We start from the raw sequence: 19,270 nt of genomic DNA on the forward strand, positions 1-19,270 counted from the left end.
GTGCGGATGTGGCCAGCAGGGAGCCGCCGGCCATGCCGATGTTGCGACGTCGCGCCGCCAAGTGGACTTGGGCGTGGGCGGGGCCGATTTCGTACCGGTGGTAGTGGCAGCCAGGGCAGACGTGGAAAATGGAGGTGCGGCGACGTAGACAGTGATCATGGGATACGGATCCTGGTGACGCTCTCCTCGACGAGGCCGACGGCGGGCCAGCCGATCGACGCCGGTGACTGACCGGGGCTCGTCGGCCGCTACGGCGAGTTGGTAGCCCCGATCGTGGTGCGAGCGGCCTGTTGTGACGCGGGCGTGCCCGCCTGGTCGCCGACTCGGGCCGCGTCAGGTGCGTCCGCAGGCATCGAGAAGAAGCTCGGCGACGGGCGTCCTCACCTCCACACGGTCGCCGACCGACCGGATCACCTCGATGGCGGTCTCGGTGGCGGTGTCGTTCGCCCAGGCGTGCGCGGACGCGTGGAGGCGGTCGCCGGGATCGTCGCTCGGCTGGTCGAGCTCTACCTGCCGCACCTCCAGCACGTCCACCTTGACCTGGCCATACGGAGTTGGCAGCAGGACGCCTGCGGGCTCCACGGCCCTCGCGCCCGCCGCTGCGCGGAGCACCTCCAGGTGCGGCGTGGTCCCGTGCAGTCGGTCGACAACGTCCAGATCGACCGTCGCCCGGTGGGCGTTGGAGATTCGGGCACAGCACCGCCAGCCCGCCGACCACGACAGGCGGCTGGCCGGTGAGTGTCCGCGCTTCCTCGACGGCCTGGACGACCGCGGCCATCGCGTCGCCCAGGAAGGTCACCCGGCTACCAGACACGGGCCCACCCCGGCTCTGGTAGCCAGGCGTCGAGGATCTCGCGCCCACGCCCCACGTCCTGAGCCAGATCGAGCGCGACGAACAGCGGATGCGCAAGCGGCCACCGCCACCGCTCGGGCAGGAGATCGACGCGACGGGCGCAGACGGCCGCCACCGGTGCGACCCGCACCGCGGCACGCGCCTGGGCCGGCGCCGGAGCGGCGCCGAGAAGCGTAGCCGCGCGCCGGAGCACCGCCTGATCGGGAACGAAGAAGTCAGGCACCTGGTCGGCGCGGACAGCGACCGGGGTACCGTACGCCGCGGCGGCGGTCGTGTCCGTCAACGCCCACCCAATCTCGTTTTCCACGTCACGCAGGCCGAGACGCAGCGATCTGGTGACGCCGCTGGTGTCACCGGGATCGGGGAGTCTGGCGAGATAGGCGCGCGGCGTTGGCCATCGCTCGGCCACCTGCCAGAACAGCCGCGAGTCCGTGACGACGTTCGCGGCGTCGACAAGACCGTCGTGCCGCAGCGCCGCCAGCAGCTCCGACACCGTGCTGGCGGAGCGGCCGAGCCGGCGCGCCAGCTCCCGGACGGCGGTGCCCGCTTGCGGCTCCATGAGCAAAGCGGTCGCGACCTCGAGCCCGGCCGTGCCGCTCAAGGCCCGTGTCCGCGCACCGCGTCCGGTGACCGGACTGACCTCGGCGTCGATCACAAGGTTGCTCGAACGAAGCGCGATCCGGCCGCGCAGGTCGTAGTAGCCGGCCCGATGCTCGGTCAGCAGCTTCCGGGCCGCCCCGGTCACCCGGTCCGCGACGACCAGGAGAAGGAAGCCGCCCGATCCACCGGGTGGACGGCTGGCCGCGAGCAGCTGCGCGGCGACGCCCTCGGACACCAGTGACCGGCGCTTGAGCTCGATGGGAACCGCGACACCATCCGGGTCGAGCACGAGATCGACCCCGCGATCGGGCCCGGAGGCGGGCGGTCGGGCCTCGACTCCGAGCTGGCAGAAGGCGTCGACCACGAGGGCCTCGGTGTCCACGCGGACCAGCGTTCACGCTGTTCGCTGTTCGGTCAATACCGAACAGCGAACAAGGGCGCGGCGAGCAACAGCCCGCGAGATCGGGCGGGACAAGGACCGCGGACAAGGTGAGAGGGGTCGAACCGGGTCGGGTCGAGCGAAGCTCGACATCGGGGGTTCGGGGGGTTGCCCCCGGCAGACATCGCGGCAAACGCCGAAGCTGACGGAAGGTCAGCGAGCATGGCAAGCCAGCCCGCAGCGTAGCCGGGGCTCGAACCTATCCGCTCCGTCGGGTCAGGTCGGCGCCATCAGCGGCCCCGGGGCCGGCAGCGACCTCGGCGCCGCCAGCGACCGCAGCATCCGTCGGTCGGTCTTCAGGCTGCTGGTGAGCGGCAGTGCCTCGACGATGTGCACCTCACGCGGGTACCGGATGGGACCCAGCCGGGCGCGGCCCCAGCGCACCAGCTCCTCCGGGGAGACGGTGCCACCCGGGACGAGTTCCACGAACGCGACCACCTCCTCCCCGCGCCGGGAGTCCGGTCGGCCCACGACGCCGCACGAGGCGACCTCGGGATGGGCGAGCAGGCCGTCCTCGACGTCGCGCGGATAGACGTTGACGCCACCCCGGATGATCAGATCCTTGATCCGGTCAACCACGTACAGGTAGCCGTCGGGGTCCAGCCGGCCGATGTCCCCGGTGTGCAGCCAACCGCCCCGCAGCGCCCCCGCGGTGGCCTCCGGGGCCTGCCAGTACCCCGTCATCACCATCGGGCCCCGCACGCAGATCTCCGCGTCCTGGCCCCGACCGGCCTCGCAGCCGTCGGGGAGCTCAATGCGCACCTCGACCCCGGGGGCGGGCACGCCCACGCTGCCGAGTCGTGTTCCGCCCACCGGCGAGGTGGTGATGATCGCGGATGACTCGGTACAGCCGTATCCCTCCACCAGCTCGGCGCTGGGCAGCCGCCGGCGCCATTCGAGGGCGGTCTCCCGGGGCAGCGGCGCGCCACCGCTCGTCACCCGCCGCAGGGTCGACAGATCGTAATCGTGCAGGGGCTGCGCGAGCAGCTGCGCCACCATGGACGGCACCAACGCACTGATGTTCACCTGGTGCTCGACCACGAGGTCGAGCCAGCTCCGCGGCTCGAACCAGCGCATGAGAACCATCGGTCCGGGGTTCACCATGTGCAGGGTCATGACGCTGATCGTCAGCCCGTAGACGTGGGACAGCGGCAGCGGCAGCAGGCCGGCCAACTTCTCGTCCGGGGTGGCCGACATCGCTGCCCAGCCACCCGCGGACAGCCCGTCGTGCGAGAGGACCACCCCCTTCGCCCGCCCGGTCGTGCCGCCGGTGTAGAGCAGCGCGGCCATGTCGGAAGGATCCACCTCCACAACCGGACTCTCCTCGCCGGCCTCGAGATCGGCGAAGCGCAGTACCGGGGTGGTGAGCCCGACCCGGAGTGTGCCGGCCTGGAGCATGGATCGTGGCGGGGACGGGGACTGCGGCGGAGGCGGGGAGACGCCGGGCCGGTCCCCGTCCGCCAATATCAGGGCGCGCACCGCCGAGCCGCCGTCGCCGACCGCCGCGCGGACCCGGTCCAGGAACTCGGGTGTGGTGACCACGAACCGGGCTCCGCTGTCGACGAGGACGTGGCGCAGCTCGTGCTCGGTCAGCAGGAACAGCACCGGGGTCACGACCCCACCGGCCCGCCACACCGCCTGGTAGGTGACACCCACCTCGGGACAGTTGGCCATGCACACGGCCACCCGGTCGCCCCGGCGCAGACCCGCCGCCCGCAGGCCGCCCGACAACCGGCGGGCCCGCGCCAGCAACTCCCCCGACGTCTGGTCGCGTCCCTCGAAGCGAAGCTCCGCCGTGCCGCCGGTCCGTTCCTGCGCCAGCTCGGCGAGCCGACCGAGGCTGATCCCGGCCGGACGAGATCCGGTTGCGGTCACCATACGATCCGCCTTCCGTAGCCGTGTCTTCCTGTGTGCCCCTGCCTGCGCCCCGTGCCTGTGCGCCCCGTGCCTGTGCGCCCCGTGCCTGTGCGCCCCGTGCCTGTGCGCCCCGTGCCTGTGCGCCCCGTGCCTGTGCGCCCCGTGCCCTCGTGATGGTGCACCGCGACACGCTCGTAGACCAGCAGGTACCGGCAGGACGTCACCCCGCAGCGTCACGACGGACGCCCGAACCACCGTCGGATGCCATGCTCGGCATACCTGCGGGAGACGGGACCGGTCCATCCCGCCCGGACGGAGGTCGGACGACGCATCGCCCTGTGAACGGCCATCACCCGCCCCCCGCGTGGTGAAGCCGGGAAGGCCCGGTTCACGATGGTGGCCGGTCCCGACTCCGGACCGGCCCCGGACCGCGGCCATCGGTCCCGGCAGACGGAGGTGCCCATGGGCTCGCCCATTGGTAAGTCCTCGGCTTGGCGCAACTGGGCGGGCAATGAGACCGTCCGGGAGTCGAAATGAAATAACTTGCGCGTTTCGAACCCTCCACAGGCCTGTGACCTGCGATGATGCTCTCGATCACGTATTTGTTACTTCATTACGTCCCCCCGGTCGGTGCGCCTCGCCCGCCCCCGCGACGCGGAGGAGCTCTCCGCCCTGGTCGGTACCGCCGTCCGGGACGGTCATCAGATCCGAGCGATCGGATCGTCCCATTCCATGAGCGCCATCGGCCGCCCGGACCCGGGCTCCGTCCAGGTCTGCCTGGACAGGTGCGCCGACCTCGTTGCCCTGGACGGCGGCAGCGGCCTGGTGACGGTGCGCGGTGGGATGACCATGCGCCGGCTGAACCGGCTGCTCGCGGAGGCCGGGCTCGCCCTGACCAACCAGGGCGACGTCGACGAGGTGACCATCGCGGGTGCCATCTCAACCGGCACCCACGGCACCGGGGCCCGCTTCGGCGGCCTGTGCACCCAGGTCCGGGCGCTCGAGGTGGTGCTCGGCGACGGCAGCGTGGTCACCTGTTCACGCGGCGAACGTCCCGAGTTGTTCGCCGCCGCCCGGCTGGGCCTGGGTGCCGTCGGCGTCGTCACGTCGGTCACCCTGCAGGCGGTGCCGCTGTTCGCCCTGCAGGTCCAGGAGGGTCCGATGCGCCTGGACAAGGTCCTCGACTCCTACGACGAGCTCGTCGACCAGACCGACTACCTTCGCTTCTCGTGGTTTCCGCACACCACGACGGCCCTGGTCAGACGCGGTCAGCGGCGTCCGCTCGACGACGGCCTGGCGCCGCTGCCCCGGCTGCGCTGCTGGGTCGACGACGAACTGGTGTCGAACACCCTCTTTGGCGCGCTGATGACGACGGGCCGGCGGATGCCCGCGGCGGTGCGGCCCATCGCGCACGTCAGCGCGCGGGCGTCGGGCAGCCGCACGTTCCGCGACCTGTCCTACCGGGTGTTCACCTCCCACCGCCGGGTCCGGTTCAAGGAGATGGAGTACGCCCTCCCCCGTGCCGATCTCGCCGCGACGCTGCGTGAGCTGGTCTACGCCATGGGGAGCGCGGACGTGCGCGCCGTCTTCCCGGTGGAGCTCCGATGCGCCGCCGCGGACGAGATCCCGATGTCGACGGCGTACGGCCGCGGCACCGCCTACATCGCCGTGCACATGGATCACCGCGGTGCGCACGGCGACTACTTCGACCTCGCCGAGAAAATCATGTTGTCGGTCGGCGGCCGGCCGCACTGGGGCAAACTGCATTCGCTGGACGCGGCGACGCTGCGTGGGCTCTATCCCCGTTTCGACGACTTCCTGGCCGTGCGCGACGCCGCCGACCCGACCGGGGTGTTCGCGAACGCGTACCTCGACCGCGTCCTCGGCTCACCGGCCGGCGCCCCCAACTCTCGGTGACCTGACCACGGCACGCCACGGCGGTTTCTCGCCGATGTGGCGACGGGCGGAGCCGCGGTCGCGGGCGGTTCAGCCCGCGGTGGTCCGGCCGCCGACGTCCCCGCCGAGGTAGGCCTGCCGGACCCGGTCGTCGGCCAGCAGGCTCGCGGCGGTGCCCGCCAGCACGACCTCGCCGGTCTCCAGCACGTAGCCACGGCCCGCGATCCGCAGCGCCGAGGCCGCGTTCTGCTCGACCAGCAGCACCGCGACCCCCTCCCGGTTGATCTCCGCGATCACCTCGAAGATAGTCTGAACGATCATCGGGGCCAACCCCATCGACGGCTCGTCGAGGAGCATCAGCCGGGGACGGCTCATCAGCGCGCGTCCGATCGCGAGCATCTGCTGCTCGCCGCCGGACAACGTGCCTCCCGGCTGCGCGACCCGCTCGGCCAGCCGGGGGAAGAGCGCGAACACCCGGTCGAGGTCGGTCCGCACGTGCCGGCGATCGTGGTAGGCGCCCATCAGGAGGTTCTCGCGGACACTCATGCTCGGGAAGATCCGCCGGCCCTCGGGCACGTGGCTCACCCCCCGGCCGACGAGTTCGTGCGCCGGAATCGACGACAACGGGCGACCGTCCAGCCACGCCTGTCCCGCCCGGGGCCGCAGCAGTCCGGAGATCGTCCGCAGCGTGGTCGTCTTGCCGGCGCCGTTGGCCCCGAGCAGGGTGACGATCTCGCCCTCAGCCACCTCCAGGCTGACGCCGCGCAGGGCGGTGACGGCGCCGTAGGCGACCTCGACACCGGCCAGAGTCAGCAGCATCAGCGCAGTTCCTTCCACCCGGCAGGGCCGGCCGGGCTGGGATCCGCCGTATCGGGATCCGCCGCGCCGGCGTCGGCTAGGCCCAGGTACGCCTCGATGACCGCCGGGTCCCGCTGGACCTCCGCCGGCGTGCCGGACGCGATGATCCGGCCGAAGTTGAGCACCACCACCGAGGTCGCCACCGACATGACCAGCCGCATGTCATGCTCGATGAGCAGGACCGACACCCCGGTGCCCGCGATCCGGATGATCAGCTCCACCAGGTCGCGCTTCTCCGCCGGGTTCGTGCCGGCCGCGGGCTCGTCGAGCAGCAGCAGGCGCGGCTCGGTACCGAGCGCCCGGGCGATCTCCAGCCGGCGTTGCTCGCCGTAGGGCAGCGACGCGGCGAGCTCGTGCGCCCGGTGCGGCAGGCCCACGAGCTCGAGCAGCTCCAGCGCGTGCCGCACGCCGTCACGCTCGGCCCGCCGGGCGCCCGGCAGCCCCAGCACCGCGGCCAGCGGCCCGTACCGCTGCCGCACCTCGGTCCCGATCTGGACGTTCTCCAGCGCCGACAGAGCGGGGAAGAGCCGGATGTTCTGGAAGGTCCGGGCGACGCCGAGCCGGGTGATAGCGTGCGGGCGGCGCCCCACCAGCTCGGCCGGCCAGCCGGGCCGGGGCCAGAAGGTGACCGATCCCTGCTGCGGGCGGTATGCCCCGGTGAGGCAGTTGAACAGCGAGGTCTTGCCGGCCCCGTTCGGTCCGATCACCGCCAGGATCTCGCCTCGGCGCTGGCGCAGTGAGACGCCGTCGAGGCTGGTCACACCCCCGAACCGCAGCGCCAGGCCGCGGGCCTCCACCACCAGGTCCTCCGGGCCTCCGCCGCGCCCGGCGTCCCCGCGGCCCTGGCTGTCCCCGCGCTGCCGGCCCCGGGAGCGCCGGTGTCCCGGCGGCGAGACGCGGTGCGCTCCGCCCCTGGTCACGGCTTGCCTCCCGTGGGCGCGGCGCCCAGGGAGTCCGCCGCGCCGATGCCGGCCTCCGCAAGCTGGATCTCCCGACGCCGTCGGCGCGACGGCACGAGTCCCTGCGGACGGAAGATCATCATGATCACGATGACGGCCCCGAAGTAGATGTACCGGTCCGCGGGCGGGACCTTGTCGCGCAGGTAGAAGGCGATGCCCTGGAGGACGACGGCACCGACCACCACCCCGAGCCGGGAACCCATCCCGCCGAAGATGACGACGGCGACGACGAAGAACGACGCCTGCAGGCTGAAGCTCTGCGGGTTGAAGAACTGTTTGGAGGCGAAGAGCACGCCGGCGAAGCCCGACACCGAGGCGCCGATAGCGAAGGCGAGCAGCTTCATCCGCAGGGTCGCGACCCCGGTCGCCTCGGCGGCGATCTCGTCCTCGCGGATCGCCGCCCAGGCCCGGCCGATCCTGGACCGTTCCAGCCGACCGAAGGCGATCATGACTCCGACGATGATGACCAGGAGCAGGTAATAATACGGTAGCGGGTCGATGCCGCACTCGTAGTCGAGGCCGAGCAGGTTGATCGACAGGTGCGGAACGCCGAAGGCCCCCCGGGCACCGTTCGTGATGTTGTCGGCGTTGTTCGCGATCAGATGGATGATCTCACCGAAACCGAGCGTGACGATCGCCAGGTAGTCACCCCGCAGCCGCAGCGTCGGCGCGCCCAGGACGACGCCGGCGAGCGCGGCGAGGACCAGCGCAATCGGGAAGACGAAGAACGGGTTGAGCACGAAAGGCGCGTGCCACGGCATCGCGGTCTGTGAGGTGAAGTAGGCCGTCGTGTAGGCACCGATGGCGAAGAAGGCGATGTAGCCGAGGTCGAGCAGGCCGGCGTAGCCGACCACGACGTTCAGGCCCAGTGCGAGCAGCGCGTAGATGCCGATGTCGTTGACCATCGACTGCTGCGCGGCGGTCGAGACGACCAGCGGGGCAATGATCGCGACCGCCAGGAGCGTCAGGTTCAGCGCGATCGAGCCGCCCCGGGTGGCGTAGGCCGCACTCACCGGCCCCCGGAGGCCGGCCGCCAGCCGGCCCGCCGCGCCCCGCAATTCGACGCCGAGCGCCAGGACGATCCACAACGCGACGGCGAGCCCCAGGTAGGGCAGGATCCGCGCGTCCAGCACCGAATCCTGAAATGCCTTCAGCGGTTTGTCGGAGCCCCCGGCCGGACCGGTCACCACCGCGGCGAGCACACCCACCAGCAGCAGTACCCCGAGCTGGCGCAGCCGGGCCGGGGAGAACAGCACGGCCGGACGCAGCAATGCGCCCGGCGGGCCGCCACCAGGCTCGCCACCCGCCCCGGCGGTCGGCGGGCGGGCGGACGACGTCGCAGCGCTCACGCTGCCCTCCCCAGACGTTCCCCGAGCAGGCCGGACGGTCGGATCATCAGGATGCCGACCAGGACCAGGAAAGCGATCACGTCCTTGTAGGACGCCTGGAAGATGTATCCGCCGTAGCTTTCCACCAATCCGAGGAGCAGGCCGCCGAGCATCGCCCCGCGCACGTTGCCGATGCCGCCGAGGACCGCGGCGGTGAACGCCTTCACTCCGGGGACGAACCCCATGCTGTACGAGGCGTTGAACGTCATCGCGTACAGGAAGCCGCCGGCTCCGGCCAGCAGGCCGCCGAGCACGAACGTGACGATGATGATGCGTTCGACGTTCACGCCCATGAGAACCGCGGTGTCGGCGTCCTGGGCCACCGCGCGGATGCCCTGCCCGAGCCGGGTCCCCGTGACCAGCCGGTCCAGTCCGACCAGCATCGCGATCGCGACCGCGAAGATGACCAGCGACTGGGTGGAGACGCCCGCTCCGAACAGCGTGAACACCGTTCCGTCGGTGAACAGGTTGGGCAGGGCCACGTTCTGCCGGCCGAACTCCTTGCCGGCGAGGTTCACCGCGAACAGCGAGGCCCCGATGGCGCTGATGAGGTAGGCCAGCCGGGGGGCGGAACGGCGCCGCAGCGGCCGGTACGCCACCCGTTCGAGCGTGAAGGCGGCGAGCCCGCCGCAGATCGCGCCGGCGCCAAGACCCATGGTCACCAGGCCCACCGATTCGAGGCCGCCCGGGACCGAGCCGTCCCCGGGCAGCAGGGCGCGGGCGGCAAACAGCCCGCCGAAGGATCCCAGCATGAAGACCTCGCTGTGCGCGAAGTTGATGAGCTGGAGGACTCCGTAGACGAGGGTGTACCCGAGCGCGATGACCGCGTACAGGGAGCCGACCGTCAGACCGTCGACGGTCAGCTGCCAGAACTGGTCGAGGAAACCCATCCGTGTGCCTCGTTCACCACCAGGCGAAGCGGTGGCCGGACGTCCCACCCCCGGCCACCGCCCGCACCGACATCAGGACTTGACCAGGTCCGCGATGTTGCCGAGAACGGTGATCTGTCCGCCCTTGACCTGGTAGACGAACACGTTGGAGCCCTTGACCTCGCCATTCGGCTCGAACGCCACGGTCTTCGTGATGCCGGGGAAGTTCACGGAACCGAACGCGCCGGCCACGGACTCCCGGGTGACGTCCTTGCCGAGCTTCTTGAAGACGTCCGCGAGGGCGAGCGTGGCGTCGTAGGCCTCACCGGAATAGGTGCCGGGCTTCGCCCCGTTGTTGACCTTCTTGTAGGACGCGACGAAGGACGCGGCCTTCGGGTCGGTGTTGGCGTCGCCGCAGGGGCAGGTGAGGTAGGCACCCTCGGCCGCGGCGGCCCCGGCCTGCGCGACGTACTGCGGGTCGAGCGAGCCGTCACCACTGATGATCTTTCTGGTGAAGCCCTTGCTCTTCAGCGCCTTCGACAGCAGCGCGAACTCGGGGTAGTAGCCGGAGTAGTAGAGGACCTCGGGCGCGGCAGCAATGATCTTCGTTGCCTCGGACGTGTAGTCCTTGGTCGGGTTGATGCCGTCGTGGGTCACGTTGACGCCCTTGGCCTTGAGCTCGGCCTCCAGCGCACCCGACAGGCCCGTGCCGTACTCGCTCTTGTCGTCCAGCGAGTACACCTTCGTCGCCTTGAGCACCGTGGCGATGTAGTCGGCCGCGGCCTTGCCCTGCACGGTGTCCGGGGCGATGACCCGGTAGAAGGTCTTGAAGCCCAGGGTAGTGAGCGCGGGGTTCGTCGCCGACGGGCTCACCGACAGCAGTCCGGCCTGGGTGTAGGCCGGCTCGCTCGCCTTGGTCGCGCCGGAGAACATCGGGCCGACCACCGCGACGACCTTGGAGTCATCGATCAGCTTCTGGGCGGCCGTCGGGCCCTGATCCGGCGAGCCACCGTCGTCGGACTCGGCGAGCTTGAGCTGGAACGGCGCGCTCGCATCCGCGTTGACCTCGGCGATCGCCGTCCGGACGCCGTAGAGGGCGTTCAGACCGAGCTGCTGGCTGTCGCCCGAGAGAACTCCCTGGAAGCCGATCGTGATGATCTGCTTCCCGTCCGAGGACGAACCACTGTCACTCCCACAGGCCACCGCGGTCAACGCCACGGTCGCGGCAAGGGCTATCACTCCCAGGAGCGGGCGCCTACCCATGCAATTCCTCCTCCGGTCCCGCCGGACCCGACTCCGATGCCGTGGCCCGGCCCAATCACCCCGACCCAGTCACCCCGATGCGCCCGGCCCGCGAGCCGGTGCGCCACCGCCTAGAGAATGACGGGCTGACCAGCATCAATTCGCACCGCCCCCCCCGGATGGGCGGGCCGGCGCACGGTGGACACGCCGACGCGATCCCGCGGAACCCGGCACCTCAGCATGGCTATGCCCAGACCGCCGGGCTGGTGCCCAGCTGTGCCGGCGGGGAGATCCAGCTCGGCGCGACGCCGGCCACAGTGGCGGCCGGGCGGATGTACGACAGGGGTCCGAACTCGCTGTTCATCGTGGCGCAGAACTCCTCGACATCCTCCCGGGTCGGGTCGGGTCGGGTCGGAGAGCGCGAGCGTGTCGTGGTGTCCCAGCCCCTGCAGCCAACGACCGGTCCGGGCCAGGGACACACCGACGTGCCAGCTGCCCCCCTCGGTCGCCCGGCGCGCCAGCGCGTCCAGCACCCCGTAGACGGTGAGGTAGCCGGTCGCGTGATCGAGGGCCTGTGCCGGCAGCGGCACGGGGCGGTCGGACCCGGTCACCGCCGCGGCGGCGGTCGCGATGCCGGACGCGGTCTGGACCAGACTGTCGAACCCGCGCAGACCGCTCCAGGGGCCCTGCCGTCCGTACGCGGTGATGGTCGCGCAGACGATGCCCGGCCGGATCCTGGCGACCGCCTCCGGGCCGAAGCCGAGCCGGTCGAGGGCCATCGGCCGGTAGGCCTGGAGCACCACGTCCGCCGAGGCGATCAGCTCGCGCAGCCGGCGGGCGTCCGCGGCCACCCGCAGGTTGAGGAAGGCGTTGCGCTTGCCGGACCCGGTGTCGACGAGCACCGTGTGCACCTCCGGCAGGTGGGCGGCGCCGACCCGCAGGACGTCGGCTCCGTAGGCGGCCAGCGTGCGACCGGCGACGGGACCGGCGATGACCCGGGTCAGGTCGAGCACCCGCAGACCCGCGGCCGGCGTCTCGGCCAGGGGCGCGGCGAGCACCGGGCCGTCGCCGAGCCGGCGCACCTCGACGAGGGGAAGCTCGTCGACCGCCCGGGCCTGCCTGTGCTCGCGCCATTCCCGCTCGCTGCGGGCCATGCTGGCGCACAGACCCATGGCGTGCAGCTCGAGTTCCAGCGGCTCGGCCTCGAAACGGCGGATGACCCGTTCGACGGCGGCGCGCTCGCCCGGCGTCCCAAGAAGATCCAGGATCCCGTTGCGGTGGTGCGGGAAGTTACAGTGCAGCTGGATCACCGGTCGTCCCCGGTGCGGTAATACCCGGAGATCGCGTCCCACGGGCTCGGCGGTGGCTTGCCGGCCATCCGCAGGTACCGTTCGCTGCGGAAGACCGCGCTCGCGTGACGGGTGTCCACGGTGACCTCCGGCGGGGCCCCGCCGCCGCGGGCCGCGAGCAGGCGGCTGGCCCCGACAGCCGCGGCCGCCACCGACGCGGCCGCCATCATCGTCACCCGGTAGAGGCTGGGAAGGACGTCGGCGGGCCCGGTCACGGTCAGCCGCTCGGCGATGTCCGGATCCTGTACCAGCGACGCGACCTCGGTGACGATCTCCGAGTTCTGCCGTTGCCCCATCCACCCATCCTGTCCCACCCTGGCACGCACGCTGCGCCCCGAGCGCACCGTCGGCCGAACCGGAACAAGGCCGGCATGACCGACAAGACGATCCTGGGAGCCAAGAGCCGCAATGCACAGAAAATCCTACTTTGCGTGCTGTCCCGGCCTCCGGACTCTCGCTCGCCCCCCGGGCCGCCCAAGGCCCATTCTGGTCATGTGTAGGTACTTTCGCCATGACACCGGGCTCGCAGTCGCCCGGTCGGGTGGTCGGCGATGGCAGGAGACACCCCGTGCGCGTGCAACGCTCGCTGTACGAGGTGCTGGACGTGCCGCCCAGCGCCACCGCCGAGCAGATCCGGCATACCTACCGCGTGGCCGCCCGCCGCACCCATCCCGGCGGCCGGTGGTTCGTCACCGGCCTTCGATCGGGTCAGACCGGTAGCCGCACGCGTAGGGAACCGGCCGGGCGCCCGCCGCCGAGCACCGTGGGCGCCCCGAGCACGGCGAGCTGAGCGAAGTCGAGCTCCAGGTGCCCGGGGGCGTCCGGACCGGGAAGAGCACCCAGGCGGGTCAGTACGGCCAGCGCGACCGGGATGCCGGGCCGCCCGCTCCCATCCGCGATCTTGACCGCGACCACGTGACCCTCGGGCGTCGCCACCACCGTGACACCCTCGGCGCCGTTCTTCGCGACGACGCCGGGTACCGCCCGCATCAGGTCGGTGTCGGACCGGCCGACACCCCCGATCAGCTCGGGATGCGCCCGCATGGCGTTGATGACCCGCCACTCGGGGCTGCCCGGCGCAGCCCGGACCATCGCCCGCAGTCCGCGGGCCAGGCCCGTGAGCGAGAACGCGAACAATGGGGCCCCGCACCCGTCCACGCTGGTCGCGACGATCTCCTCGCCGGCCAGCTCCTCGATCGTGCGCCGGATCACCTGCTGCAACGGATGATCGGGATCGGTGTAGTTCTCGATCGGCCAGCCGGCCGCTACGCAGCAGGCGATCATCCCCGCATGCTTGCCGGAGCAGTTCATCAGCACCGGCTCCGCGCGGCCCCCGGAGCGAAGGTGCGCCTGGGCCGCGGCCGGGCCCAACGGAAGATCGGCGGGACAGCGCAGGGTGTCGATGGAGACGCCCGCCACCGAGAGGATCTCCAGCACCCGCGCGAGATGCACCGGCTCGCCGCTGTGGGAACTCGACACAATGGCAAGCAGGTCACCGGGGATCTCCCGGCTCAGGAAGATGCCGTCCAGCCCGGCACGAAGCATCGCGGCGGCCTGAAGGGGCTTGACCGCCGACCGGGGGAAGATCGGGTGGTCGGGCACGCCGACGATGAGCGCACCGTCCCCGTCCCGACCGAGGCCGATGACGGTGCCGTGATGGCAACTCTCCACGAACGGCGCACCGCTGCGCAGCCCCCGGACAACCTCGACGACCAGCTGCGGGCCCTCCGGCGGCTGCATACAGCCAGCCTACGTCGGGCCTTCTCCCGCTCACCCGTTCTCGCCACCCGCCGAATCCGACGCTCGCCTCACGACGGCCGCCTATCCTGGTGCCGTGCCTGCCTATGACTACCGCTGCCGGGTATGTGACGCATCGTTCGAGGTCCGCCGCAGCATGCACGAGTCCGTGCCGGACAGCGCGGTGAGCTGCCCCTCCGGACACACCGAGACCTCGCGGATCTTCTCTGCGATCGCCGTCAGCCGCGGCTCGGCCACGCCGGCTCCGGCCACGGCCGCGCCGTCCGCCGGCGGGGGCGCGTGCTGCGGCGGTGGCTGCTGCGGCTGACGCCACCGTTCGCCCTGACGCCACCGTTCATCCGGGGTGGCTCACCCGCGGTGGCGATGGATGCCCGCGGCCTGCGATTTCGTCGGCCCACGCGCCGCCCGGGTCCGCGGGCCGACATCCACCTGACGGTCCCGCTGGCCGCCGCACGCGGCGGCCCGGTCCTCCACCAGCCGCCGTCGCAACAGCCGCAGGGTATCTTCCCGCTCGGTCTGATCCAGACCGGCGACGAGGGTCTGCAGCAGATCACCTGATCCGGGTCGTTGGTCGCCATAGCCGAACCCACTCGTACCCATGGGCGTGTCCTACCCAGGCCACCGGCGTGTCACGCAGTCCCGGGCCCACGGGAACAAGGCACCGGGCCACCGTCGTCTCCGCCACGCCTCCCGCACCCCCGCAGCACCCCCCGCAGCCGAGCGCGGACGACCCGGCGATCGATGGCCCGCGGGCCGAGCACCATGATCCATGCGATACCCAGCGCCCACAAGCCGGCGAGGGCACCGAAGGCAAAAACGTTGAAGGCTCCGATCATCGCGAAGCCGACGAGCAGCAGAACGCTCGCGGCGAGCCCGCCACCCACGGGTGTTTCTATACCCCGCCGGCTACGGCGTCATACCGACTACTTCATGATGTTGATCATATTACGGGTCATCGGACGGATTCAGTGGCGCCGTGACTCCACGTGGGGAGGGCCGGGTCGCAGTACCCGCCACAGCGCGCCCAACGAGGTGAACTGGATGTCGGGCGGCGCACCGGCGACCTCGTCAACCACCCGGTCCGGGGCGTGCTGATGACGTAGATGATCCATGATCTCGTCACGATTGGCGGGGAAGACCGCCCGGCCGAGCCAGCGGGCGAGCTCGGAGCGTTCCTCGACGTCCACCGGCGTCATCCCGGCCGGCGCACCGACCCGCGACCCAGCGGCATCCAGGTTCTGCGGGCCACCGGTCGCTTCCTCGGGGAACGGTTCAGCGGAGCGCCATTCCTCCGCCCGCGTGTCCCGCCCGGCCCGCACGAGCCCCTCGACCTCGTGCGCCATGATGTCGTCGCGCATAGGGCCGTGCTTGGTGCTTCCGCGATCCACTGCCATGTTCTCGTTCCTTTCCGCTGTTTCAGTGGTGCGCGCTGACGGACGAAGCAAACCCGCGATCAGGCCACCCGGCATCTCCGGCCAGCAGATGTTCACGGCCAGCGATGGGCGGGAACACCGGCATCCATGGTGCGGATACCCCACAACGTGCTGGTCGGACCCGCCGAACGCCTGGAGCGGGCCGAAGCTCTCGACCCGGTGGCAGTAAAGATCCGTGACATGGTCCGCCGCTCCCTGCACGACGGCGCCATCCGGGACACCCTGCACGGCGTGCCGCTCGGCCACCCGCTGCATCCGGCGCTCGCCCAACTCCCCATCGGAACCTGGATCTCCGCGGGGATCGTGGACCTGCTCGCGGGACGTCACGAGGAGTCCGAACGGGCGGCCCGGGTGCTGATCGCCACGGGGTTGCTCGCAGCGGTCTCGGCCGCCGCCGCCGGCCTCGCCGACTACTCTGAGATGCATGAGCGCCAGCTGCGGGTCGGGGTGGCGCACGCCGCGACGAACAGTCTGGCGGCCTGCTGCTACGCCGCCTCGCTCGGCATCCGGTCGCGTGGCAACAGCCGCCTCGGCCGTCGTCTCGCGCTGCTCGGCCTCGCCGCGGCCAGCACGTCGGCCTACCTCGGCGGTCATCTGGCCTACCGGCAGGCGTCGGGGGTCAACCACGCCGAGGAGGTACCCCACCTGCTGCTGCCCGGTTGGCATCCGCTCGCCCTTCTGGACGAACTGGCGGACGGCCGACCCGAGGTGCGGCTGTTGCGGGATGTGCCGGTCGTCCTCCTCCGGAAAGGAGACCACGTCGACGTACTGGCCGGCCGGTGCAGCCACCTGTCCGGCCCACTGCACAAGGGAGAGATCATCCGAAGAGACGGCTTCACCTGCCTGCGCTGCCCCTGGCACGGCAGCACCTTCCGGGTGGCGGACGGCGCGGTGGTGCATGGTCCCGCGACCGCGCCCCAGCCGCGGTTCGATGTGTGGATCTCCGATGGTGAGGTCCGGGTACGGCTACCCGGGGCGGGATAGCTACCGCGGGATAGCTAACTGGGGCGGGATAGCGTCGAGGGGCTGTCCGCCGCGGAGCGGGGCGTCCCGGCGGCCGGGACGGCGGCCGGGACGCCGTCCGGGCTGGCGGCGCCAGCCGAGCGCTGTAGGCCCGCGCGGTCCGGGCCCGGGCGCCCGGTGGTGGCCATCTCGCCCACCCCGTAGAGCGCATAGGCTTTCCGGATCACCGGCCGGGCCACGTTGCGGACCGGCACCCCACCGGCCGTCGTCCCGTGCTCCGAACCGGCATGGGCGTGACCGTGCAGCGCAAGGCAGGCGGCTCCCGCGTCCACCGCCTCGGCAAGGTGGTAGCTGCCGAGAAACGGGAAGATCTCGGTTCGCTCGCCGATGAGCGTGTCTGGTACCGGGGCATAGTGCATCAAAGCTACGCGGAATTCGCAATCCAGACTTTCCAGCGCGCCACGCAGCCGGGATCCGGCGTCCTTCGTGTGCCGGATGAAAGCCTTCATCAGTGGTTCGCCGAAGTCGCTTCCGCTGGCCCCGGCGAACCCCCCGCCGAATCCCTTGACGCCGGCGATTCCGAGACGGCGGCCGTCGATGTCGAGGACCGTGCCGCAGCCTTCGAGGACGGTCACGCCAGCGTCGGTCAGCATTTCGGTGATTTCGTTCTCGGCACCGCCGTGGTAGTCGTGATTACCCAGGACGGCGACGACGGGCACCCCGGCGTCCGCCACCTCGGCCGCGACGATCTCGGCCTCGGCCGGCAGCCCCCGCTGAGTGAGATCACCGGCCAACAGCAGCACGTCCGCCCGACCGGCAAGTCCACGCAGCAGGGGTGCGAAGGTTCCGCGGCTGTCCACGCCCAGGTGGATGTCGCCGACGGCGGCAATTCTGATCATGAGATGGTCTCCACGTTCGGCGGTGCCTCGGTCGGCATCCCCCGATCCGCGATGGTGACCTCGTTACTCACCAGGCGTCCGGGAAGCGCCTCGGCGAGCACATCCGCGACGGCCCGGCGGCGGGCGTCCGTGGCGACCTCGCCCTCGACCAGGATCTGCTGGCCATCCACCACCACCTCCAGCCCGAGCTCGGCCACCCTCGGATCCTCGGCGAGGCGTTCGTGCAGGTCACCGGCGAGGTACTCATCGGCCTCAGTGAGGTCCAGTACCCCGTACCCGGCGGTGTCGGCGACCCGCTTCGCGGTCCCGGCCTGCTCCGCCCCACCCGCTGGCACCGCCCCACCCGCTGGCACCAACGGGCCGTGCGGACGTGAACCCGTGGGGGTGCCCCCGGCCGACGGAGCACCTTCGGCCGACACCGCACGACCGGCGGCCGGGATCAGGTTGAGCCGGGTGGCCACGAGCAGGGCCGCCTCGGCGAAGGGGGAAGTGGCCGTCGCGCGACGCACCTGATCCCAGTCGACCTGCTCCCGCATCGCTCTGATCATCGGTATCACGCGAGCGAGATCACAGTACCGTTCCTCCAGGGCCAGCAGGGTCATCTCAAACCAGTCGGTGGCATCCAGCACGGGCATGCGCACCGAGTCCACCGACATCTCGCTGGACCGCTCCAGCATCTGCTGGGTCACCGCCCGACCCACCGGATGGTGGATGAGATCGACCAGCACCTCGCCGTCAAACACCTTGGTGAGCCAGTCCTCGGGTGAGTCGACCGGGCGCAGGCCGGCGTTCGCGAGCACCTCGACCGCCCGCGGCACGTCGTCCTCGCGCAGCATGAAATCGACGTCGTGGACCGGCTCGGGGCCGCCCCGGGCCCAGCAGGCGTAGCTGCCCCCGAGAGCGAACGGGATGCCCGCCTCCTTCAGGGTCACAGCCACGCGTTTCAGACTCTCCCGTAGGCCTCTGGGCGCATCCTCCATACCGCTGCCCGTACCCGCGGGAACCACGCGACGCACCTCGCGTACCCCACCGAAGTCGGGCGGCAGGTAGCTGTCGCGATTGCGACACCCCTAAATGACTACCTCAAAGCGGTGACAAGACTACTACAGAAGCATGGGGATGTCCGGCTATCCGTAGTTATAATTTCACTACATGCCACAAGAGTTACCACTTCGACGCCTGATAGGCACCTGAATCTCACAGCTTGACGACACCGAGCGTCGACATGAGCGATGATGACCTTCGCGGCAAACCTGTCGCCCGCCTACTTCGACACCGGATTGGAAGCGAACCCTGAACACGCGCACACGATCCGACCAGTTGGCCAGGGCCCTCGGAGGGGAAACAGCCGCACCGGAGAACTCCGGCGAACGTCTCCCTGGACCACGCGCCACTGGGCCGGCCACCCTGACCTCGCGGCCGGTCGCCCCGGGCGGCCACGGCGTGGTCGACCTGTCCAGCCATCCCGGCCAGCTGGCCCGCCGGCTCCAGCAGGTGACCTATCAGCTCTGGACCACCACCGTCTCAACCGAGACGACGCCTCCGCAGTTCGTGGTCCTCAACAGCCTGCTCGCTGATCCCGATATTGATCAGCGCACGCTCGGAGAACGAGCCTCCCTGGATCGGTCGACGGTGGCCGATGTGGTGGCGAGGCTCGTGCAGCGTGGGCTCATCCGCCGGGTCCGTGACCCGCGTGATGGCCGGCGCAATGTCCTGCGGCTGACCAAGCGGGGAGAGTCGACCCACGGCCAGGTGGCGGACCGCATCGACCAGATGAACGACAAGCTGCTGGCGCCGCTGTCCGAGGAGGAACAGACCGCCCTGTTGTCGATGTTGGCCCGCATCGTCGACCAGGATAGGCCCTATTAGGGCCTGTTTGGGAAGTTCATCGGGGCAGCCATTCGTTG

General features: G+C 70.9%; 20 protein-coding genes. 5 read left to right on the plus strand and 15 right to left on the minus strand.

Features of this window, described 5'->3' with window-relative positions:
• Positions 1-333: 333 nt before the first annotated feature.
• The 3 genes from AC08OQ_RS07530 to AC08OQ_RS07540 form a co-directional block, all read right to left on the minus strand.
• Positions 334-612, minus strand: a complete 279-nt coding sequence (locus AC08OQ_RS07530; protein ID WP_476611964.1) for a hypothetical protein — start codon at positions 610-612, stop codon at positions 334-336.
• A 191-nt stretch (positions 613-803) separates the two neighbouring features.
• Positions 804-1,835 (minus strand): helix-turn-helix domain-containing protein, encoded by a 1,032-nt coding sequence (locus AC08OQ_RS07535; RefSeq protein WP_476600152.1) that lies wholly within the window; start codon positions 1,833-1,835, stop codon positions 804-806.
• 273 nt (positions 1,836-2,108) lie between these two features.
• Positions 2,109-3,770, minus strand: coding sequence for a class I adenylate-forming enzyme family protein (locus AC08OQ_RS07540; RefSeq protein WP_462187303.1), 1,662 nt, complete (start codon positions 3,768-3,770; stop codon positions 2,109-2,111).
• 591 nt (positions 3,771-4,361) lie between these two features.
• On the opposite strand from AC08OQ_RS07540, the gene AC08OQ_RS07545 reads away from it, so the two are divergent.
• Positions 4,362-5,666 carry a D-arabinono-1,4-lactone oxidase gene (locus AC08OQ_RS07545; RefSeq protein ID WP_476600170.1) on the plus strand — a complete coding sequence of 435 codons (1,305 nt, stop codon included), beginning with the start codon at positions 4,362-4,364 and terminating at the stop codon, positions 5,664-5,666.
• 69 nt (positions 5,667-5,735) lie between these two features.
• On the opposite strand, the gene AC08OQ_RS07550 is transcribed toward AC08OQ_RS07545, so the two are convergent.
• The 8 genes from AC08OQ_RS07550 to AC08OQ_RS07585 all read right to left on the minus strand — a co-directional run bounded on the left by AC08OQ_RS07550 (position 5,736) and on the right by AC08OQ_RS07585 (position 14,050).
• Positions 5,736-6,464, minus strand: coding sequence for an ABC transporter ATP-binding protein (locus AC08OQ_RS07550; protein WP_476600154.1), 729 nt, complete (start codon positions 6,462-6,464; stop codon positions 5,736-5,738).
• On the minus strand, positions 6,464-7,423 hold the full coding sequence (locus tag AC08OQ_RS07555; RefSeq protein WP_462187301.1) for an ABC transporter ATP-binding protein: 960 nt from the start codon (positions 7,421-7,423) through the stop codon (positions 6,464-6,466). Before AC08OQ_RS07555 ends, AC08OQ_RS07550 begins: the two co-directional genes overlap by 1 nt.
• Positions 7,420-8,811, minus strand: coding sequence for a branched-chain amino acid ABC transporter permease (locus AC08OQ_RS07560; RefSeq protein WP_476600156.1), 1,392 nt, complete (start codon positions 8,809-8,811; stop codon positions 7,420-7,422). The genes AC08OQ_RS07555 and AC08OQ_RS07560 overlap by 4 nt, the downstream gene beginning before the upstream one ends.
• Complete coding sequence (locus AC08OQ_RS07565) at positions 8,808-9,740, minus strand: branched-chain amino acid ABC transporter permease (RefSeq protein ID WP_476600158.1); 933 nt, start codon at positions 9,738-9,740, stop codon at positions 8,808-8,810. The genes AC08OQ_RS07560 and AC08OQ_RS07565 overlap by 4 nt, the downstream gene beginning before the upstream one ends.
• 72 nt (positions 9,741-9,812) lie before the next feature.
• Positions 9,813-10,982 carry a branched-chain amino acid ABC transporter substrate-binding protein gene (locus AC08OQ_RS07570; RefSeq protein ID WP_476600159.1) on the minus strand — a complete coding sequence of 390 codons (1,170 nt, stop codon included), beginning with the start codon at positions 10,980-10,982 and terminating at the stop codon, positions 9,813-9,815.
• Between the two features lie 110 nt (positions 10,983-11,092).
• Positions 11,093-12,271, minus strand: coding sequence for a CoA transferase (locus tag AC08OQ_RS07575; protein WP_476611965.1), 1,179 nt, complete (start codon positions 12,269-12,271; stop codon positions 11,093-11,095).
• Positions 12,268-12,606, minus strand: coding sequence for a hypothetical protein (locus AC08OQ_RS07580; protein WP_476600163.1), 339 nt, complete (start codon positions 12,604-12,606; stop codon positions 12,268-12,270). Before AC08OQ_RS07580 ends, AC08OQ_RS07575 begins: the two co-directional genes overlap by 4 nt.
• Positions 12,607-13,018: 412 nt before the next feature.
• The gene (locus tag AC08OQ_RS07585; protein ID WP_462187296.1) at positions 13,019-14,050 is read right to left on the minus strand and encodes an asparaginase; all 1,032 of its coding nucleotides are present in this window, start codon (positions 14,048-14,050) and stop codon (positions 13,019-13,021) included.
• A 94-nt stretch (positions 14,051-14,144) separates the two neighbouring features.
• Between AC08OQ_RS07585 and AC08OQ_RS07590 the strand changes: the two genes are divergently transcribed.
• Together AC08OQ_RS07590 and AC08OQ_RS07595 are read left to right on the plus strand one after the other, a co-directional pair.
• Positions 14,145-14,375, plus strand: a complete 231-nt coding sequence (locus AC08OQ_RS07590) for an FmdB family zinc ribbon protein (RefSeq protein ID WP_476600165.1) — start codon at positions 14,145-14,147, stop codon at positions 14,373-14,375.
• Positions 14,348-14,626: a hypothetical protein gene (locus AC08OQ_RS07595; protein WP_476600167.1), complete on the plus strand. Its 279-nt coding sequence runs from the start codon at positions 14,348-14,350 to the stop codon at positions 14,624-14,626. The genes AC08OQ_RS07590 and AC08OQ_RS07595 overlap by 28 nt, the downstream gene beginning before the upstream one ends.
• 71 nt (positions 14,627-14,697) lie before the next feature.
• Here the strand turns inward: AC08OQ_RS07595 and AC08OQ_RS07600 are convergent, their stop codons facing one another.
• Positions 14,698-14,952 (minus strand): hypothetical protein, encoded by a 255-nt coding sequence (locus tag AC08OQ_RS07600; RefSeq protein ID WP_462203186.1) that lies wholly within the window; start codon positions 14,950-14,952, stop codon positions 14,698-14,700.
• Positions 14,953-15,033: 81 nt separating this feature from the next.
• Positions 15,034-15,462 carry a DUF2795 domain-containing protein gene (locus AC08OQ_RS07605; protein WP_462189146.1) on the minus strand — a complete coding sequence of 143 codons (429 nt, stop codon included), beginning with the start codon at positions 15,460-15,462 and terminating at the stop codon, positions 15,034-15,036.
• A gap of 147 nt (positions 15,463-15,609) precedes the next feature.
• Between AC08OQ_RS07605 and AC08OQ_RS07610 the strand changes: the two genes are divergently transcribed.
• Positions 15,610-16,485 (plus strand): Rieske (2Fe-2S) protein, encoded by an 876-nt coding sequence (locus AC08OQ_RS07610; RefSeq protein WP_476611966.1) that lies wholly within the window; start codon positions 15,610-15,612, stop codon positions 16,483-16,485.
• A gap of 14 nt (positions 16,486-16,499) precedes the next feature.
• Here the strand turns inward: AC08OQ_RS07610 and AC08OQ_RS07615 are convergent, their stop codons facing one another.
• Both AC08OQ_RS07615 and AC08OQ_RS07620 read right to left on the minus strand, forming a co-directional pair.
• On the minus strand, positions 16,500-17,363 hold the full coding sequence (locus AC08OQ_RS07615) for a metallophosphoesterase family protein (protein WP_476602373.1): 864 nt from the start codon (positions 17,361-17,363) through the stop codon (positions 16,500-16,502).
• Complete coding sequence (locus tag AC08OQ_RS07620) at positions 17,360-18,343, minus strand: nucleotidyltransferase (protein WP_462189149.1); 984 nt, start codon at positions 18,341-18,343, stop codon at positions 17,360-17,362. The genes AC08OQ_RS07615 and AC08OQ_RS07620 overlap by 4 nt, the downstream gene beginning before the upstream one ends.
• 340 nt (positions 18,344-18,683) lie before the next feature.
• Between AC08OQ_RS07620 and AC08OQ_RS07625 the strand changes: the two genes are divergently transcribed.
• A complete protein-coding gene (locus AC08OQ_RS07625) occupies positions 18,684-19,232 on the plus strand; it encodes a MarR family winged helix-turn-helix transcriptional regulator (protein ID WP_476604856.1) in 549 nt (182 codons plus the stop codon).
• The last annotated feature ends 38 nt before the right edge of the window (positions 19,233-19,270 follow it).

The organism is Frankia sp. CcCS3 (assembly GCF_977927575.1).

What these genes read in the sequence shown, in the direction of transcription:
- AC08OQ_RS07540 (WP_462187303.1), bottom strand. Translation starts at nt 3,770, where the DNA reads ATGGTGACCGCAACCGGATCTCGTCCGGCCGGGATCAGCCTCGGTCGG.
- AC08OQ_RS07550 (WP_476600154.1), bottom strand. Translation starts at nt 6,464, where the DNA reads ATGCTGCTGACTCTGGCCGGTGTCGAGGTCGCCTACGGCGCCGTCACC.
- AC08OQ_RS07565 (WP_476600158.1), bottom strand. Translation starts at nt 9,740, where the DNA reads ATGGGTTTCCTCGACCAGTTCTGGCAGCTGACCGTCGACGGTCTGACG.
- AC08OQ_RS07570 (WP_476600159.1), bottom strand. Translation starts at nt 10,982, where the DNA reads ATGGGTAGGCGCCCGCTCCTGGGAGTGATAGCCCTTGCCGCGACCGTG.
- AC08OQ_RS07580 (WP_476600163.1), bottom strand. Translation starts at nt 12,606, where the DNA reads ATGGGGCAACGGCAGAACTCGGAGATCGTCACCGAGGTCGCGTCGCTG.
- AC08OQ_RS07585 (WP_462187296.1), bottom strand. Translation starts at nt 14,050, where the DNA reads ATGCAGCCGCCGGAGGGCCCGCAGCTGGTCGTCGAGGTTGTCCGGGGG.
- AC08OQ_RS07605 (WP_462189146.1), bottom strand. Translation starts at nt 15,462, where the DNA reads ATGGCAGTGGATCGCGGAAGCACCAAGCACGGCCCTATGCGCGACGAC.
- AC08OQ_RS07615 (WP_476602373.1), bottom strand. Translation starts at nt 17,363, where the DNA reads ATGATCAGAATTGCCGCCGTCGGCGACATCCACCTGGGCGTGGACAGC.
- AC08OQ_RS07620 (WP_462189149.1), bottom strand. Translation starts at nt 18,343, where the DNA reads ATGGAGGATGCGCCCAGAGGCCTACGGGAGAGTCTGAAACGCGTGGCT.